Annotated in this window: 12 protein-coding genes and 1 tRNA gene; 5 read left to right on the forward strand and 8 right to left on the reverse strand. The window is 70.1% G+C overall.

Annotation, left to right across the window (positions count from 1 at the left end; all coding sequences use genetic code 11):
- Positions 1 to 130 precede the first annotated feature (130 nt).
- The 6 genes from ACGFX4_RS27000 to ACGFX4_RS27025 form a co-directional block, all read right to left on the reverse strand.
- Positions 131 to 805, reverse strand: coding sequence for a Crp/Fnr family transcriptional regulator (locus ACGFX4_RS27000; protein ID WP_253802339.1), 675 nt, complete (start codon positions 803 to 805; stop codon positions 131 to 133).
- 157 nt (positions 806 to 962) lie between these two features.
- Entirely contained in the window at positions 963 to 2180 is a 1218-nt protein-coding gene (locus tag ACGFX4_RS27005; RefSeq protein ID WP_393079400.1) for an IS701 family transposase, read from the reverse strand.
- Between the two features lie 147 nt (positions 2181 to 2327).
- Positions 2328 to 4493 carry an AGE family epimerase/isomerase gene (locus ACGFX4_RS27010; protein WP_393079403.1) on the reverse strand — a complete coding sequence of 722 codons (2166 nt, stop codon included), beginning with the start codon at positions 4491 to 4493 and terminating at the stop codon, positions 2328 to 2330.
- Positions 4490 to 6628: a glycogen debranching protein GlgX gene (gene glgX / locus ACGFX4_RS27015; RefSeq protein ID WP_393079406.1), complete on the reverse strand. Its 2139-nt coding sequence runs from the start codon at positions 6626 to 6628 to the stop codon at positions 4490 to 4492. Before glgX ends, ACGFX4_RS27010 begins: the two co-directional genes overlap by 4 nt.
- Positions 6629 to 6727: 99 nt before the next feature.
- Positions 6728 to 7420, reverse strand: a complete 693-nt coding sequence (locus ACGFX4_RS27020) for an SDR family oxidoreductase (RefSeq protein WP_393079409.1) — start codon at positions 7418 to 7420, stop codon at positions 6728 to 6730.
- A gap of 134 nt (positions 7421 to 7554) precedes the next feature.
- Entirely contained in the window at positions 7555 to 8898 is a 1344-nt protein-coding gene (locus ACGFX4_RS27025; RefSeq protein ID WP_345697930.1) for an NDP-sugar synthase, read from the reverse strand.
- A 465-nt stretch (positions 8899 to 9363) separates the two neighbouring features.
- On the opposite strand from ACGFX4_RS27025, the gene ACGFX4_RS27030 reads away from it, so the two are divergent.
- The 5 genes from ACGFX4_RS27030 to ACGFX4_RS27050 all read left to right on the forward strand — a co-directional run bounded on the left by ACGFX4_RS27030 (position 9364) and on the right by ACGFX4_RS27050 (position 13628).
- On the forward strand, positions 9364 to 9810 hold the full coding sequence (locus tag ACGFX4_RS27030) for a hypothetical protein (RefSeq protein ID WP_393079412.1): 447 nt from the start codon (positions 9364 to 9366) through the stop codon (positions 9808 to 9810).
- 230 nt (positions 9811 to 10040) lie between these two features.
- Positions 10041 to 10985 (forward strand): metallophosphoesterase, encoded by a 945-nt coding sequence (locus tag ACGFX4_RS27035; RefSeq protein ID WP_393079415.1) that lies wholly within the window; start codon positions 10041 to 10043, stop codon positions 10983 to 10985.
- Positions 10986 to 11096: 111 nt separating this feature from the next.
- Positions 11097 to 11170, forward strand: a tRNA-Pro gene (locus ACGFX4_RS27040).
- Between the two features lie 338 nt (positions 11171 to 11508).
- Positions 11509 to 12606 carry a DNA cytosine methyltransferase gene (locus tag ACGFX4_RS27045; protein ID WP_393079418.1) on the forward strand — a complete coding sequence of 366 codons (1098 nt, stop codon included), beginning with the start codon at positions 11509 to 11511 and terminating at the stop codon, positions 12604 to 12606.
- 56 nt (positions 12607 to 12662) lie between these two features.
- On the forward strand, positions 12663 to 13628 hold the full coding sequence (locus ACGFX4_RS27050; protein WP_393079421.1) for a NaeI family type II restriction endonuclease: 966 nt from the start codon (positions 12663 to 12665) through the stop codon (positions 13626 to 13628).
- Positions 13629 to 13788: 160 nt separating this feature from the next.
- Here the strand turns inward: ACGFX4_RS27050 and ACGFX4_RS27055 are convergent, their stop codons facing one another.
- Entirely contained in the window at positions 13789 to 15297 is a 1509-nt protein-coding gene (locus ACGFX4_RS27055) for a tyrosine-type recombinase/integrase (RefSeq protein ID WP_393079424.1), read from the reverse strand.
- 1093 nt (positions 15298 to 16390) lie between these two features.
- Positions 16391 to 17866 (reverse strand): ATP-binding protein, encoded by a 1476-nt coding sequence (locus tag ACGFX4_RS27060; RefSeq protein WP_393079668.1) that lies wholly within the window; start codon positions 17864 to 17866, stop codon positions 16391 to 16393.

Genomic DNA, 17866 nt, shown 5'->3' on the forward strand with positions numbered 1-17866 from the left:
CCCGCCCGGCCGCCCGTCCCGCTCGCGCTCTCCGGGGCCGGCCCCGCCGCGCCCCCCCCCCCCCCCCCCCCCCCCCCCCCCCCCCCCCCCCCCCCCCCCCCCCCCCCCCCCCCCCTCGAGTCTTCCCGGCCTAGCGGGAGCGGCGGGAGAGGCGCTCGACGTCCATCAGGACGACGGCGCGGGCCTCCAGCTTGAGCCAGCCGCGGCCGGCGAAGTCGGCGAGCGCCTTGTTGACCGTCTCGCGGGAGGCGCCGACCAGCTGGGCGAGCTCCTCCTGGGTGAGGTCGTGGGCGACGTGGATGCCCTCGTCGGACTGGACGCCGAAGCGGCGCGACAGGTCGAGCAGCGCCTTGGCGACGCGGCCCGGCACGTCCGAGAAGACCAGGTCGGACATGACGTCGTTGGTCCGGCGGAGCCGTCGGGCGATGGCGCGCAGCAGGGCGATGGACACCTCGGGCCGGGCGTGCAGCAGCGGGAGCAGGTCGCCGTGGCCGAGGCCGAGCAGCTTGCACTCGGTCAGGGCGGTGGCGGTCGCGGTGCGCGGGCCCGGGTCGAACAGCGACAGTTCGCCGATCATCTCGCTGGGGCCGAGCACCGCGAGCATGTTCTCGCGGCCGTCGGGCGAGGCCCGGTGGAGCTTGACCTTGCCTTCGACGACGACGTACAGCCGGTCGCCCGGGTCGCCCTCGTGGAACAGCGACTCACCGCGGGCGAGGGTCACCTCGGTCATGGAAGCCCGCAGCTCGGCAGCCTGGTCGTCGTCGAGAGCCGCGAACAGCGCGGCGCGCCGCAGAACGTCGTCCACGAGCTTCCTCCTGCTGGTGTCTGGGCAGTGCTATTCACCACCAAGGATGACGCATGTCGCTCCGATCATATGAGGAGGGGGTGCGCCGGGGGGTTGTCTACGGGGCCATTCGCGCCTCGGCCTGCCCCGGTGTCCCGTCCGGCACCACCCGGACGGGTCAGCAGGCCTCGGCCTCCTCACCGAGCTCCTGCAGGGTGTGGAAGCCGCGGGCGGCGGAGACCAGGGTGACGTGGTGGTGCCAGCCCCGGAAGGAGCGGCCCTCGAAGTCGCCGAGGCCGTACTCGCGGTGCAGCCGTTCGCAGCCGCGGGCCGAGTGGTGGCGCAGCTCGGCCAGCGCTACGGTCTCGGCGAGCTGCTCGGCGGGCAGGTTGGTCAGCCAGTAGGTGCGCGGCTTGGGCCGGCCGAACGGCCACTCGGCGATCAGGTGCCGGACCCGGCCGCCGGCCGCCGGGCCGGCCGCGCGCCGATCGCCGGGGGCGGCGGGGCCGCCGGGCAGCCGGACGGCGAGGAACTGGGAGCGCCGGACGTTGGCGGCCGGTGCGTCGCGCCAGGCGATCACCTCGCGGTGGGCCCGGTCGAGCAGGGCGTGCGCGACCTCGGCGACGGTGCGGGTGTGCGGCGCGCGGTGGTGCACGCCGACCCGGACCGGGTGCCGCCCGACCGGGATGTGGCTGGCCGCGCCGACCTCCAGCAGGTAGCCGAGGCCGCGGTCCTCCAGGCCCAGCAGCAGCGGCTCGACCTGGGACTCCATGGTCCAGTCGGCGAGCACCGGGGCCTGGGGCAGGTCCCAGTCCTGGAGCAGTTCGTCGACCGAGTCGAGCAGGTAGTGCCAGCGCGGCCGGTGCCGCTCGTGGTGCGGGACGTGGGCGCGGTCGCGCAGGTCCTCGTCGTCGTCCCAGTGCCGGGGCAGCATCAGGTGCCAGTTGACCGGCAGGCAGGACTGCGGGTGGACCAGTGAGGTGGCGAGCGCCAGCTGGCAGTTGATGGTCCGCCGCGCGGTGGAGGCGAACTGCCGGGCGACGCCCACCGAGCGGGTGCCGTTCTTGGGGAAGGCGACCTCGTCGAAGGCCCAGGCCCGCGGCGCGGCGGTCGCGGTGTAGGCCTCGGCGAGCTGCCGGCGGATCCAACCCGACTCCCACGTACTGTGGTTGACGAACTGCTGGATGGGCTGGGCGGTCCGCCGGCCGAGCACCTGCTCGGAGATGTTGCTGGGGGTGCGGCGGCCCGAGGCGTGCAGCAGGCCGCGCAGGTACACCTCGCCCCAGCGGCGCTGGTCCGAGCGGGCCAGCGGGGCGAACAGATCCTGGCAGTACGCGGAGATCTCGTCCGTACTCTCTCCAGCGAGCGGTTCGCCGGGCCGCGTCAGTGTGCGCACGTCGATCCTCCGGGAGTCGGAAGCGGTCGGAAAAGGGGGTGGACAGAGCCCTGCCCTCCCTCGGTGTGTGGGGGGTTCACCGCGGGAGGGCAGGGTGGGCCGGGCGGAGCCGGCTGGGGGTGACGCGGTGGGGGTGAAGGGGACGGGTCAGTCCCGGTCGCAGGCGCCCTCGTCGTCGAGCTCGACGACGAACGCGTCGGTGGCGAGCAGGGCCTGGGTGACCTCGGGCAGTGCGCAGCCGACGATCACGAACTCGACGTCCAGGCCGATCTTGGCGCGCTGGAAGAGCAGTTCGTTGATGGCGGGCCGGGTGATCTCGGTGGTCTTGCAGAGGTGGAACTCCACCCGGCGCGGCTCGACCGAGAGCGCCTCGACGAGCGCCCGGCGGAACTTCTCCAGCTCGTCGCGGTCGATCACGCCGTCGCAGTGGATGTGCGCGGTGTTGCCGTCGAACTCGCTGGTGACCCGCAGCCGCATGTCGGCCGGCTCGACGTCGACCCGGACCTTCAGCGGGACGTCGCTCTCCGGCAGGTTGACGGTCAGCGCCTTCGGGTCGAAGTCCAGGTACGGCTGGTCGTCGATCCAGACCCGGTCGATCTGGACGGTGCCCTCGGGCAGCAGGTCCGGGGAGACCCGCAGCACGCGGCCGGGGAAGGTCTCCGGCAGCGGCCGGAAGTGCAGGGTGAGCGGCGAGGAGGTGAGCAGCAGCCCGGTGTAGGCGGCGGCCAGGTAGCACAGCTCCAGCGCGTGGTAGCCGGCCATCGAGTGGCTGCCCTTGAGCCGCTCGGTGCCGAGCAGGTACGGGATGCCGTTGGCGAGCACGTTGAAGTACACGCCGCCGTCGTCGTAGTCCAGGAAGAAGGCGTTGTAGAAGGCGGCGGCCTCGCGGGCGAGGCGGCGGTGCTCGGGGTCGCCGTCGACGCCGGCCAGGATCAGGTAGGCGAGGATCGACTGCTCCTGCTGCCACCAGGCCTTGCGGTCGTGCCAGACCAGGCGGTGCGCGCCGCTGGCCGGGTCGGCCCGGCGGTCGACCACGTCGTACCAGCCGCCGCGCTGCTGGTCGCTGCCGACCGGCGGCATGATGTCGGCGATCCGCTCGGCGAGGGCGGCGTACTCGGGCTTGTCGCGCAGGGCGCGGATCCGGGTCAGGTTCCAGGCGATCTTGAGGTTGTGGCCGACCACGGCGCGGTCCTGCTGCCAGCCCCAGGTGCGGTCGGGGCTCCAGTCCTCGTGGAAGCGCTCCTGGACGAACGGGCTGTTGGGCTCGTCCGGGAAGTACTTGGCGATGGTGTCGGCGGTGTTCTCCAGCAGCTCGGCGAAGTCCTCGCGGCCGGTCGCCAGGTAGGCGTTGATCAGGTACGCGGGGGCGTGGTCGCCGACCGAGTTCCAGTTCTTGCGGGACCGGTTGCGACCGAGGGAGTCGGCGCGCGGGTCCATGGTGATCGGGTCGAGGTGGGAGAAGAAGCCGCCCCGGTCCTCGTCCTTGAAGTAGCGGTGGAACAGCGCGACGGTGCGGTCGATGTCCTCGAGGATCCGCGGGTCGCCGGTGATCCGGTAGGTCTGGGTCGGGCCGGCCAGCGCGTAGATCTGCTCGTACATCGGGATGGCGTCGAAGTCGTCGCCGAACTCGGAGGCGAAGACCTTGCGCTGGCCCGAGCTGGTGATGTCGATGCCGTGGTACCAGTAGGCGACGCCCTCGCGCTCGTCCACCACCCGCATGTGCTCGCGCAGGTAGTCGGTGCCGGACTGGGCCGCCTCCAGGAAGCGGTCCTCGCCGGTCAGCATGAAGGCGGTGGCGAGGCCGTAGACCAGCCGGGAGATGGTGTCGGTCTCCTGGCGGACGTCCTGGCCGGCGAACTCGGGCAGGTGGGTGCCGCTCAGGGTCAGCTTGGTACGGAAGTTGCGCCAGTCGTACACCCCGTCGGGGAAGTGTCCGCGCAGGTAGAAGTCGGCGATCTCGGCGGCCTGCTGGACCCACCAGGTCGGCTTCTCGAAGACGTAGGCGCCGCGGGTCTCCTCGGGGAAGGTGATCTGCCGGGCCTCGATCCGCTCGCCGCCGTCCCACTGGTAGAAGAGGCCGTGGACGAAGACGAAGCGCCCCTCGGCGAGCATGTCCCGGGTCGAGCCGCTGGTGTCCCGTCGCTCGTCGCCCAGGTTGCGCACGATCTCCGACCCGATCAGACCGTCGAGGTGGATGGTGAACTCGCGGTCGTCCGAGGTCCGCAGGCCGAACCTGTCGTGGACCGGGTCGAACGAGGTGACGTAGCCGGCGATGCTGTCCGAGTACGTGCGGCGGGCTGCAGGTGCGCTCATCGGGTGACTCCATCGTCGGGCAGGGCGGTCAGGACGACCACGCTGCGGCCGTGGGCGTGGAAGAGGTGGCCCTCGACAGGGGCTTCCGCGCCCGGGGGGAGGATGTCGTTGGGGCTGGTCCGGGCCGTGTCGACGGACCGGGCCCAGTGGTGGCCGGGGAGATGGGGAAGCTCGAAGTCCAGGCCGAGGTGGAACATGTTGAAGATGACGTGCAGGTCGGGTTCGCCGTCGAAGCCGGCCAGGGTGAAGCTGAGCACCCGGGCGTCGGTGTCCTCCCAGCCCGGCTGCTCCAGCCGGGTGCCGTGCCAGGTGACGTCCGGAAGATCCCGTTCGTTGCGGCGCCCGGAGAAGAACCGGGGCGCGCGCAGTGCGCCGTGGCGCTTGCGGAAGGCGATCATCTCGCGGAAGAACCGCTGGACGTCGACCTCCTTCTCGGCCTGCTGCCAGTCCAGCCAGGCGATCTCGTTGCCCTGGCAGTAGGCGTTGTTGTTGCCGAGCTGGCTGTTGCGGAACTCGTCGCCGGCCAGGATCATCGGCACGCCGCGGCTGAGCAGCAGGATCGCGGCGTGGTTCTTGATCTGCCGCACCCGCAGCTGGTCCACGTCCCAGGCGTCGGTCGGGCCCTCCACGCCGCAGTTCCAGCTGAAGTTCTCGTCCGAGCCGTCGGCGTTGGACTCGCCGTTGGCGTGGTTGTGCTTGCCGTTGAAGCTGACCAGGTCGTTCAGCGTGAAGCCGTCGTGGCAGGTGATGAAGTTGATGCTGTTGGTGGGGAGTTCACCGGCCTTGGCGAACAGGTCGCGGGAGCCGCCCACCCGGGTGGCCACGGTGCCGACCATCCCGGCGTCGCCGCGCACGAACCGCCGGACGTCGTCGCGGAACGGACCGTTCCACTGCGCCCAGCGCTTCCCCGGGAAGCGGCCGACCTGGTAGAGGCCGCCGCCGTCCCACGGCTCGGCGATGATCTTGGTGTCGGAGAGGATGCCGGACAGCTCGATCCCCCACAGCACCGGCGGGGTCTCCATCTCGTAGCCCTCGGCGCCGCGCGAGAGCTCGGAGGCCAGGTCGAAGCGGAAGCCGTCCACGTGGTGCTCGGTGACCCAGTACTCCAGGCACTCGATGATGAACTTCGCCACCGCCGGGTGGTTGGCGTTGATCGCGTTGCCGCAGCCGGTGAAGTCCATGTAGTGCCGGCGGTCCTGCGGCCACAGGTGGTAGTACACCTCGTTGGCCTGGCCCCGGAAGCTGATCGTCGGGCCGTGCTCGTTGCCCTCGCTGGTGTGGTTGAAGACCACGTCCAGGATGACCTCGATGCCGGCCTTGTGCAGCGCCTTCACCATGTCGCGGAACTCGGTGATGTGGGTGCACTCGCACGGGTCGGAGCAGTACGAGGTGTGCGGCGCGAAGAAGCCGAACGGGTCGTAGCCCCAGTAGTTGTGCAGCGGCACGCCGTTCGGGCCGGTGCGCAGCACCTGGCGCTCGTCGAAGTCGAAGACCGGCAGCAGCTCGACCGCGGTGACGCCGAGCTCCTTCAGGTACGGGATCTTCTCGACCACCCCGGTGAAGGTGCCCGGGTGGCGCACCCCGGAGGTCGGCGAGGAGGTCAGGCCGCCGACGTGCACCTCGTAGATCACGGTGTCGGACAGCGGGCGGCGCAGCGGCTCGTCGCCCTCCCAGTCGTAGCTGTCCAGGTCGACGACCATGGAGCGCATCGAGTAGGCGCAGTTGTCCTCCGGGCCGACCGCGCGCACCCGGTCCCACAGGGTGTTGACGTTGGCGCGCGCGTACGGGTCCAGCAGCACCTTGCGGTGGTTGAAGCGGGTGCCGGACTCCTTGGTGTGGCGGGGGCCGTCCATCCGGTAGGCGTAGGTCTGGCCGACCTTCAGCCCGGAGACGTGGCAGTGCCAGAAGTGGTAGCTGCGGTGCTCGTCCGGTTCGAGGTTGATGATCCGACTGGGTGCCAGGTCGTCGTGCTTGTCGAAGAGCAGCAGCTCGACCCGGTTGGCGTGCTCGGAGAACACCGAGAAGTTCACGCCGTCGGCGTCCAGCGTCGCGCCCAGGGGCTGGGAGCGCCCCGCCGTGACTCTGGCCCCGGCAAGGCCCTCCAGGGCCACCGGGATCTCTTGACTCGTTGTCATCGTCTCTGCCGTTTCTCTCGGTGCGGCTGGGAAAGGTGGCGCGGTGGCACACTCGGGCGTGGCGGCACTCCGGCGTGGCGCACTTCCGTCGCGGCGTGGTCAGGCCACGACGACGCGGTCCGTCTCCAGGGCGGCGAACGCCTGCTCCCAGTCGATGAGTCGCGAACCCGGCTCGTTGAACATCTCGAAGGTGACCCCGGTCGCCGGCGGCGAGTACAGGGCGTGCACGCAGGCGTCGGCCACGTCGGTGCGGCTGACCTGGCCGAAGCCCTGGTCGCCCTGCTCCAGTCGGACCCGGTCGCCGGCCGCGTGGTCGTCGATCAGCCAGCCCGGCCGGACCACCGTGTAGGGCAGGCCCCACTCGCGGAGCAGCTCCTCGCCGGCCCGGCGCCAGTCCAGCACCCGGCCGTAGGCGTTCAGCGGGTGGCCGCGGTGGGTCGCGTGCAGCTGGCTGACCAGCACCACGTGCGGCCGGGCGCCGCCGGCGGTGGCCGCCTCCAGCACGTTGCGCAGCCCCAGGTACAGGGTGGCCTCGGGCCGGTCTGGGCCCTCGTCGTCGGTGCCCGGCTCGACGCAGAAGACCACCGCGGAGGTCCACGCCAGCGGTTCGGCCAGGGTGGCGGGGTCCCGTACGTCACCCGGGGTGAAGGTCGCCCCGGGTGGCAGCAGCCGTCTGGCCGGCTGCACCGTACGTCCGAGTGCGCGTACCGTCTCGCCGCGGTCCAGCAGGCGCTGAACGATCAGTCGTCCGAGTCGGCCGGAACCGCCGACCACCGCAACGGGGCTGTCCATCAGGGTCCTCCTCTGAGCTGTGCTGGGCTTAAGGGGCTGTCCCGTTCCTTGGGCTGTACGAGCGTGCCGCGAGCTGTCGACCTGTCGGCAGGCCGGCCGAGCAAAACGTTTCTTCAGATCCGTGGGCGGCCGGGTCAGACCCAGCGCAGGATGTCGTCCGAGCTGGTCAGCCTGGTCCCCGAGGGCAGATTGGCGATCGCCGGGACCTTCAGCCGCGGGTAGACGCTGACGCCCGAGAGGCGGGTGCCGGGCCACAGGTAGGCGCCGTCGCCGACCGCCGAGTACGAGTCGAGCCGCACCGGCTGGGCCCGCTCCGAGCGGATCTCCACCATCGGCCCGACGTAGCTGTCCTTGATGTCCGCGTACGGGCCGACCACCGCCGAGTCGCCCAGCGAGGTGCCGACCAGGGTGGCGCCCTCCCGGACCTCGACCCCGTCGCCGATGTCCGCGTACTCCAGCCGCACGTCGTTGCCGATGGTCACGTGACGGCCGATCCGCACGCCCGGGCCGATCCGCACCGAGCCGTCGGCGATCTTGTCGGCCAGCGTGGTCCCGGTGACGTCGTCCCGGGTCACCAGGCTGGACTCGTGCACCCAGAACCGGGGCTTGTCGCTGTGCGGGGCCGGCATCAGCTGGTTCATCTGGGGGTAGTCGCCGGCCAGTACGTTGCGCAGGGTCACCAGGTAGTCCTCGACGTTGCCGAGGTCGCCCAGCCGGGCGATGTGGTGCGAGGCCACCGTGTGGCCGTGGCAGACCAGCCAGGGCAGCAGTTCGCCGCCCCAGTCGAGGCGCTGCTGCGCCTGGCGCATCAGCTTCGGCTCCCGGGCCAGCGCCCGCAGCCGACCGCAGTCGATCAGGTACATCCCCGCGTTGGTGGGGATCAGCGCGCCCGTGTCCCCCATCGCGTCCGGGAACACCTCGTGCACCCGGGCCAGGTCCGGCTTCTCCACGAAACCGGTGACCCGCCCCTCGGCGTCGGTGGTCATCGCGCCGTACTTGCCCGACACCTCGACGGGGGTGCGGGCGACCGCCGCGACCGTCACCACGGCCCCGGTCGTCCGGTGCGTGGTCTGCAGCTCGGCCAGCGAGAAGTCGAAGATGGAGTCGACCGGCAGCACCAGCGCGCTGCCCGTCAGGTCCCACTGCTCCAGGTTGTGCAGGGTCGCCGCGCCGGACCCGACGTTGTACCGGTCGAAGCTCGACCGGGAGTAGCGGACGTCGACGCCGTACCGCTCGCCGTGGCCGAGCAGCAGCTTGATCTGGCTGCGGTTCTCCAGGCCCTGGGCGACCACGTAGAAACGACGGATGCCCTGCTCGCGGCAGGCGTCGATGACCCACTCGATCAGGCGGCGCCCGGCGAACGGGATCAGCGCCTTGCTGCGTATGTAGTCGGCGGACTCCAGGGTGATGGGCTTGGCCCGCTCACCCCGGCCCCCGGCCAGGATGATCCCGACCGTGTCGACGTCTCCCCCGGTCATGTCATTCCTCTGCGTCGGCAACCCTGTCCGACGAGAGTCAACACGACTTGTAAATATCTGTCAATCATGATGTCAATACGATCGACCCGGGCCACTCACGTGCTGCTCAAGCCCTGCTCGACCGGGCTGTGACAGGGTCCGGTCAGCTGATCGACCGTCAGTCTCCGCCGCTGCCACGGGAGCTGGCCGTCGCGGCCGGGCGCCGGACGGGGCCGGAGCGGGGGCGTTGTGCGCCGATTGCCCCGATCCGCGCATTCCCGAGCCCTTGCGCGAATTTACAATCGTTCCGCGCCGCTTTGCCCCATTCCGACTGCGATTTTTGAACCAATCGCAACCCGCTCCGTCATCCAACGTCGCTACGCGATCACCCAATGCGCTATTTTTCACTGGTACACCATTGGCCGCCCGCCAATGGTCCGAGCAGTGGGGGCAGGCGTGGCAGGCGGAGGCGCGGACGATTTTGCGGTGGCGGAGCTGCGGCGGGCGGCATTCTTCGATCTCAGGGACGGTGTGACGGATTCGGCGGCACTCGCCGCCAACGCGATGATCCGCCACCGCGAAGCCGGCGACTTAGTGGTCCACATGGTCCACCGAATCGAGGAGGAGCCGCCGGACGGCCGCCCCGAAGACGCCCCCGACCTGCTCCTCTACGTCGAGAACGACCTCGGGCACGGGATCGGCCCGGAGGTTCGCAGTCCGTTCGGCGCCCGGCTCGGCGCAGTTGTCGAGTTCATGGCAAGACTGGGACTCTCCCCCACCCGCTGCTTCGGATACGGCGATCACCTGGACGCCGCCGGAATGCTCTGCGTCGTCGGCAATCCGCGCGTCCTCGGCCAGGACCCGGAAATCATCGAATACGCCCGTGAGCGCGGCTGGCCGACATCCGGCGATTCGACCATCGGGATTTCGTAACGCCCCACCGGCGGTCTGCACCACTTACGCCCGGCGCCACCCGACCGGCTCCCAGACTGCGCGACTAACCCTTGACAGCCAGTCAAGCCGGTGTCAACTCGATTTCCGCGCACCGCCGCGTCCGCGCCGCCGTCCCGCCTCCGCCGCAGCTCGGGCCCCTTCCCGCTCCGCTCCCACCTCGCTCCCGCCCCCGTTTCGGCGCTCGGCCCGCAGGCTGAGAGCATGGACCGATGCGACCCCTGTACTCCGTACCGCTCGGCATCGCCGCCGCCGGCGCCGCCTGTCTCGCCTACTCCGCCGGGTACGAAGTGCGCGCGTTCCGACTGCGACGCGTCGAGGTGCCGATCCTGCCCGCCGGGGCCAGGCCGATACGCGTCCTCCAGGTCTCCGACATCCACATGGTCACCGGCCAGGCCAAGAAGCAGCGCTGGCTGCAGAGCCTCGCCGGACTCCGGCCCGACCTCGTCGTCAACACCGGGGACAACCTCTCCGACCCGCTCGGCGTCCCCGCCGCCCTCGACGCGCTCGGCCCGCTGATGGAGTTCCCCGGCGTCTACGTCTTCGGCTCCAACGACTACTACGGCCCCGCCCGCAAGAGCCCCACCCGGTACCTCAAGGCCCTGCGCACCGGCGTCCACGGCCTCAACAACCCCGACGGCTCCAGCCGCCGCGGCATCACCGGCGCCGTCCACAACCCCTGGCAGGACCTCCGCGACGGCTTCGACGCCGCCGGCTGGCTCGACCTCAGCAACGCCCGCGGCCGCCTCACCGTCGCCGGCCTCGACATCGAGTTCACCGGCCTCGACGACCCGCACATCCGCCACGACCGCTATGAGAAGGTCGCCGGCGGCCCCTCCGCCGACGCCGACCTCTCCCTCGCCGTCGTCCACGCGCCCTACCTCCGCGTCCTCGACGCCTTCACCGCCGACCGCTACCCCCTGGTCCTCGCCGGCCACACCCACGGCGGCCAGCTCTGCATCCCCTTCTACGGCGCCCTGGTCACCAACTGCGACCTCGACGCCGACCGGGTCAAGGGCCTCTCCACCCACACCGCCGGCGGCCACCGCTCCTACCTCCACGTCTCCGCCGGCTGCGGCACCAACCGCTACACCCCCGTCCGCTTCGCCTGCCCCCCGGAGGCCACCCTCCTCACCCTCACCCCCGCCCCCCGCTGACCCGCCCCTGACCAGCGACGACGCCCCGCCGCGAATCGGATTTCGTCTCTCGCCGCACCTCCTGTAGAGTTCTACTCGTTGCGCCGGAGACGGAAGGCAACAAAGCAGGACCGGGGTATAGCGCAGCTTGGTAGCGCGCTTCGTTCGGGACGAAGAGGCCGTGGGTTCAAATCCCGCTACCCCGACTTCGTAAGACCAGTTCAGGGCCGGTGACTCGCAAGAGACACCGGCCCTGACTGGCTTTTTGTGACCCTTCTGGAGAAATCCTGGAGAAGATCTTGGTCCCGGCGCGATCCGGGCACCAGGCCCGCCGGGGAGTCGAGTGCCGCGAACGACCCTCATCGGACGTCTTGTCGGCGCGAGCCACCCGCATCCCCCGGAGCTTCACCGCGGCGCACAAGCTCGCCTGTCGGTACCCCGCGGTACGCTGCATGGTCGCTACCGAAGCGGCAGTCAGAGCGGGCAATCGAGCTTCCCGGGCTCGCAGCACCGTCGCCCCGTAACGACACATCAGGAGATCCGAGTGCAGCCCACCCAGATTGTCGACCTCTTCGCCGGCCCCGGCGGGCTCGACGTGGCGGCAGAGAAGCTCGGAATCCGCACGATCGGTGTCGAGTGGGACGCCGCTGCATGCACCACCCGGCGGGCGGCCGGTCTGGACACTGTCGAAGGTGACGTCCGCCTCTACGGACCATCCGACTTCCCTGACGCCGACGTGCTGGCCGGCGGGCCTCCTTGCCAGACCTTCACCGTCGCGGGCACGGGCGTCGGCCGCAAGGCTCTCGACGAGGTTCTGAGGTTCGTCGACCGCCTCGTCGCCCGCGAGGATCGCGAGGAGATCGAGAAGGATCTCGCCAAGCTCGACGACGAACGCACCGGGCTCGTCCTGCAACCCCTCATCTGGGCACTCGACGCCATCGACAAGCTCGACCGCCCTTACCGCGCGATCGTGCTTGAGCAGGTCCCCGCAGTACTTCCGGTCTGGGAGGCGTACGCGAAGGCGCTGATCGCCGAGGGCTATCAGGTGGACTGCGGCATCCTGCACACGGAGGCGTTCGGCGTCCCGCAGACCCGGCGGCGGGCCGTCCTGATCGCCCGCTTCGGCAACGAGCCCGTGACGCTCCCGGCTGCAACGCACCGTATCTACCGCAAGGGCGTCGCCCGGGAGTCCGGAGACCCCAGGCTGCTTCCGTGGAGGACGATGGCAGACGTCGTCAGCCGCTCCACGGCCTTCGAGGTCATCTCCAACTACGGCACCGGAGGCGATCCGAAGGCCCGAGGGCGTAGGGGATCCGGCGAGCCGTCCGCCACGGTAACTGGGAAGATCTCCCGCAATCGTGTCGTCGGCACAGACGGCACCGAGCTCGACCGCTTCTCGTTCTCCGAGGCTGGCCGGCTCCAGACCTTTCCGACCGACTACCCGTGGTCCGGGAAGGACGTCGGCCAGCAGATCGGCAATGCTGTGCCGCCGCGGCTTGCCCTGCACATCCTGTCGGCGGCCTTCGGCTGGGGCGCTCCGTCCGATGCACTGCTGAAGAGTCTCACCACCTGGGGCTCGCGCGCGCACCCGGAACCCCCGGCCGAGGACACGCCTGCTGTCGAGGGGATTGCGCAGCACTGATCCCGGTATCGATGCGGGCCTTCTGCACTTGATCATCCGACTGAGCGGCGACGCTCGTGACCAGCCTCTCGCTGAGGCGCGATCATCAGGGGGATTTCTCAATGGCTCGACTCAAACTCCAGCCGCTGGGAGAAACGTGCCTGAACGAGGAGTGCCGATCCGCCGATCGCATTCTTCGAGCGGCCGACAACGACCACGAACTCCAGGCCGTGGCAAATGAGCTCAGTCGGAACGATCTCGCAGCCGGGTTCACGGATGCCATCGAGTCCTCGATCGCCTACGTGCTGGATGGTGCCCGCACCTGGCGATTCGACCTGCTCGGCTCCGACGTCCACCCCGGCGAGCGAGCCTCGGTGGGAGCGAAGCTGGAGTACGAGGCCCAGCGCGTCTTCGACTGGAAGAAGGCGAAGCCGCTCGATGTCGAGATCGGCGGAGTCCCGGTGGACCTCAAGACCACGGTGGGCGACAACTGGGCCATCCCCACCGAGGCCCACTGTCACCTCTGCATATGTACGAAGATCGAGCTGAAGAAGAACCGCCACCGTAGCTGGCTCATCCGGACCCACACGTCATGGCTCTATCGAGGCAAGGGCAACAAGGACGGGAAGCGCGGAATCGCGGTGGATGCGCGCCATCAGTGGGGTCTCCCTCTGTACGACTGGACCAACATCCCGATAAACCCGCTCACGCGCCTCACCGAAGAACAAGCCGCCATGGTCTTCGAGAAGGGAAAAGGCCAGGAGGTCAGGCTCCTCAGGATGTTCCACTACCTGCCGAAGACAGTCATTTCGAGGAGCGCCATCCTCACCGTGTGTGCGGGGAACCAGGACCCGATGCGCAGGGCACGCGCCATCCGCCCAAGGGCCGAGAAGGAGGGACTTCTCGTGCTGTGCGGCACCTGGCTCGACGAGCGGGCCGAAGCACTGCGGCACGGATTCGCCCTGGGATCGGAGGACTGGGTGGCGCTGCCGCTGAACTCAACGCCCCAGCCAGAACCGGCCAACCATGACCGCCTCTTTTAGATCAGCACAACGGGCGAGCTGACTTCTCCGCTTCGCATCACTGGCCTGGTGCCGCTCCTTCAGTGGGGGTGCTCCGCGTGAAGCACCCCCACTGAAGGTCTTTCAGGGCCCTCCTGGAAGCCCCCAGAGAAGGCCACGGAAATTTGTCTCCAGGACTGGCCTACCGCCCGGTCTTCAGGAGGGCGTCCAGAACCGCCACCGGAGACCCGGCACTCATCGCCCGTCGGACGTCCAGCGCCTCCTCCCACATGCCGGTGAGGGCCGCCGCGAGGGTCCGCCGCATCCCCAGAGTGATGTGGTCGTAGCGGGCCTGCACCGAACCGTCCTCGTGACCCATCCGCTCATCCATGAGCTTCGGCGGGGTGCCCGCCTCCCGCATCAGGGTCTTGTGCGTATGGCGCAGCCCGTGCGGGGTCAGTCCCGGCGCGATCGGCAGCCAGCACGCCTGGGCCCGCCCGGAGGCACCGCGGCCACGGGCCGGGATGCCCGGCCACGGCTCCGACACCAGCGGCACTGGGTGCTGGTCCTTTCCGCCGCGCTTCGGGTACCGGCCCGTGGCGGCCGGTTGGAACAGCCAGGTGGCAAATCCGGAGCGCCGCCAGTGCGCTGCCTGCTGCCCCGACGCGGCGTTTCGGATGTAGCCGAGGTCGGTGACCGCTTCCAGCACCCGCAGCCGGGTCGACTCCGCCACGGTGTCCGGCCGGTTGAGGACGTTGGAGACGGTGCCGGTCGAGACGCCAGCGCGACGGGCCACGTCGACCAGCTTCGCCCCGGGCCGGCTCACCGAGCCGTTGGCCGCACCGTGGCCGCTGAACAGGTAGGTCAGCCCGTGGCACTCGCAGGGCTTCGGCTGGCTGCGGGCGACGTGACCCGCAAGCAGGGCGGCCAAAAACTCCGGGGTGTCGATGTCCCGGTAAGAGTCGTCCTTCGGCGGGCACCGGTGAAGCTCGCCCGTGTCCAGCTCGTAGAGCTGCCACTCCACCCGAACACTGGCCGGCCGGACGAACCCGGTCTCCAGGCCCACAATTTCGCCCCAGCGCATGCCGGTGTAGCCCTTGAGGGCGACCGCGACGAACTCGTCATCCCGACCAGAGAGGAGCGCGGCCCGCTCAGCGAGCAGAAGGATGCCGAGCGGCGTGGTCACGGCCTTCTCTGGCCCGCGATTGCGGGAACGGCCAGCGCGCTTCCCTCGGCCGCGCCGCTTGGTGGCCGGGTTGGAGTCGCGCAACCCCTCGTCAACGGCATCCGCGAGGATCAGGTGCAGCGTCGCCCGCCACGTCTTGATGCTCGATGCCGCGTAGGGAACCTCACGCTCGCGCTTCTCCCAGGCTGCGATGTCCGTGGCCAGGATGTCGGCGATCACGAAGTGCTCGAATGCGGGGAGAAGATGCTCCTCGATGTGGCGCCGGTAGTTCTGCATGGTGGAGGCTGCCAAGTCCTGTGCTTCGTACCACCGGCTGACGTAGACGCCGAAGGTCATCCGCTCGGGGGCTACCTTCTTCACCCCGGCCATCACCTTCGCCTCTTCGGCGTCTGCCGCCCTCTTCGCTGCGGCCTTGGTCTTGAAGCGCATCGCTTCCCCGTCGGCGTCGCGGACCGTGGAGTACCTACCCGGAGCGGCCTTGTACCGGCCGCGCCAATAGCTGCCGAGGTTCTCGGCGTAACCCAACTCGTGCTCCTCTCAACGGTGTGCCGCCCGGCGCTGGGCCGGGCGGCACGTGGGATCAGGCTGCGCTGGGACGCGACTGACTGCGCTGAGTCCTGCGTGGGGTTCGGGCCTTGAGGCGTGTTACTGGGGCCGCCTCTCGGGCGGTCGTGCGCCGCGACGGCTGGGGAGCCGGAGCCAGAGCAAGAGCGCTCTCGGCGGGGCGGCTCTCGAAGATTCGCATGATCTCCGCGAAGTGCTCGGCAGTGAAGCGGTAGCCCCTTCCGAGCCTGCTGAACGGGATGCGTCCCCGTCGTGCCTGCTCCTTCACCCACCATTCCGAGCGGTTGAGCGCCTTGGCGATGTCGCTCGGGAGGTAGACGGGGGGCAGGGGCGGGAGGTCAGGGCGTACGGCGGCGGTGGCCAAGGGTGGGTCCTTCCGTGCGCTGGTCGGGGGTCAGGCAAGCGGGGCGTAGAGCAGGACGGTGGCATGGCGGCAGGCGGTGGTCCTAGGTGAAGGTGGCGAGCTTCTTCGAGTGGATGAGGTCGCAGACCTTGCTGCGGCTCATTCGCAGGGCGGCCATGACCTCGGGGACGGTGAGGACTTCGGGGACGGCGGTGGCCAAGGGGCGGTCCTTCCCGGTGCTGGGCGAGGGGTGGAGAGGCTGGAAGGGTGTTGACCGTGCTGCTCGCGGTGCGCATGTGTCCGAGGTGGGGATTTCTGCGTCACCGCGTCACAGCGTCATTCGTCGGCCCTGACCTGCGGTTTTGCGTGGGCGGGGGTGGGGCCTGCGTCACCGGTGCGTCACCCGGCTGCGTCACCGTGACGTAGCCGGGTGACGCGGGTGACGCAGGAATGACGCAGAGCCCGCCGTCTGCGTCACCCCCTTTCCGGCAGGTCAGGGGCCGTTTTTCGGCGCCGGTGACGCGGGTGACGCAGCGTCTTCCTGCTTAGGAAAAAGAAGGGGTGTCTGTAGGTAGTTGGGCGGCTCTCAGAGCGAAAAGAGGGAGCCGCTTCGCGGCGCGACCCTTGGGCGGCGCTGCCGCCGAACAGCAAGAGGAGCACCCCCGCTCGGAGGCCGGTGCTCTTCTTGCCGTTGGTCTGTGGCGGTGCGGGTCAGAAGAGCGGGACTCGTTCCTGCGGGGGCTTGGGGGCGGGGCGGGTCATTTCGAGGTAGCGCCCCGCCTTCGTGCGGCCGGTGTCGATGAGGAGACCGCGGGCGGCGAGGGTGGGTTGGAGGCGCTTGAGCCGGTCGGAGAGGACTTTGCCGGTGGTCGGCCAGCCCTTCGGCAAGGCCCGGAGTTCGTCGCCGCTGTAGACGCGGCCGAGGCAGGCCAGCCACTCGGTGGAGGTCATGCGCTGGGCGGTGCCCGGGGCGATGGTCTCGGCGTGCTGCAGCACGGTCTGCGCGAGCAGGTCGCCCTCGATCACGTCGTCGTTCAGGTCGTCCAGGCTGGCCCGGTAGGCGGCGAGCGCCCCGAGGCCGGTGGCGGCGTCGAGCTGCGCGCACAGGTGGGCGAAGTCCGCCATGCGCAGGTCGGTGGGGGTCTCCGCCTCGGCGGCGCGGACCTTGACCGCGAGGTCGAGCAGCGACCCGAGCATGATGGGCAGTACGGGCGCGTACTCGGCCCACAGTTCGGCCTCGGTGCGGCGGACGGTGGGCCGCTCCAGCCGCAGCGGAAGGAGTCGTTCGGCGAGGTCGGGCCGGATGACGCCGACGTCGATGCCGGTCAGCATCAGCGGCCGGCGGTAGCCGACGCGGAAGACGTCGCCGTCGGTGAACAGGGCGCGCTTGACGTTCTCGGCCCCGGTCACGATGCAGCACATCGCGTCGGACATGTCGGGGGTCATGTGGGAGAGGTTGTCGAGGGCGGTGATCCAGCCGGCCGCCACGGCGGCGAGCAGGTTCTCCTCGTCCTTCGGGGGCCGGCGCAGGTCGCCGCTCATGCCCTCGATGATCCGCATGAGCATCCGCCCGGCGGTGGACTTGCCCGCTCCCTGCGGGCCGGTGAGGAACGGGGCCGGGACCGGGACGGACGGGCCGAGGCAGCCGATCAGCCACGCCAGAGCCAGGCACTCGGAGCTGGCGTTCGCGAAGTTGCACAGCCGGAACAGCAGGTCGATGCCCTTCCCGTCGGTGTCCTTCGTCGGCACCGGCAGCTCGCCGGTGAGCTGGGTGCGCCGCCAGCAGACCTCGCGCGGGTCCGGGACAGCGAGGTCCCAGCCGGTGGGGTGGATGCGTACGGACATCCCGTCGGTGCGGCCGAGGTCGAGCCAGGTCGCCCCGTCGAACCCGGGAGCGACACGGATGTGCACGGACCGCACCTCCTCGGACATGGCGAGCGCTTCGATCAAGTCCAATGCCTCCTTCATCGCGGTGCCGTTGAACACGCCGAGCCCGTCCCTGAACAGGCCGACCAGGAGTTCCTGCCGATGGCTGCCCGACGTGCCCTGCGAGCGGATCGGACGCGCCACCGGGTGACCCTTGCGCTGCGCGTACACGGTCCCGTCCGCGGTGCGGAAGTACCGGAAGTGCGCCTGCGCGTAGTCGGCGATGACCTCGCGGGCCGGGTTCTTCTCGTCATCGGCCAC

The sequence above is a fragment of the Kitasatospora sp. NPDC048365 genome (assembly GCF_043200835.1).
GTDB lineage: Bacteria > Actinomycetota > Actinomycetes > Streptomycetales > Streptomycetaceae > Kitasatospora > Kitasatospora terrestris.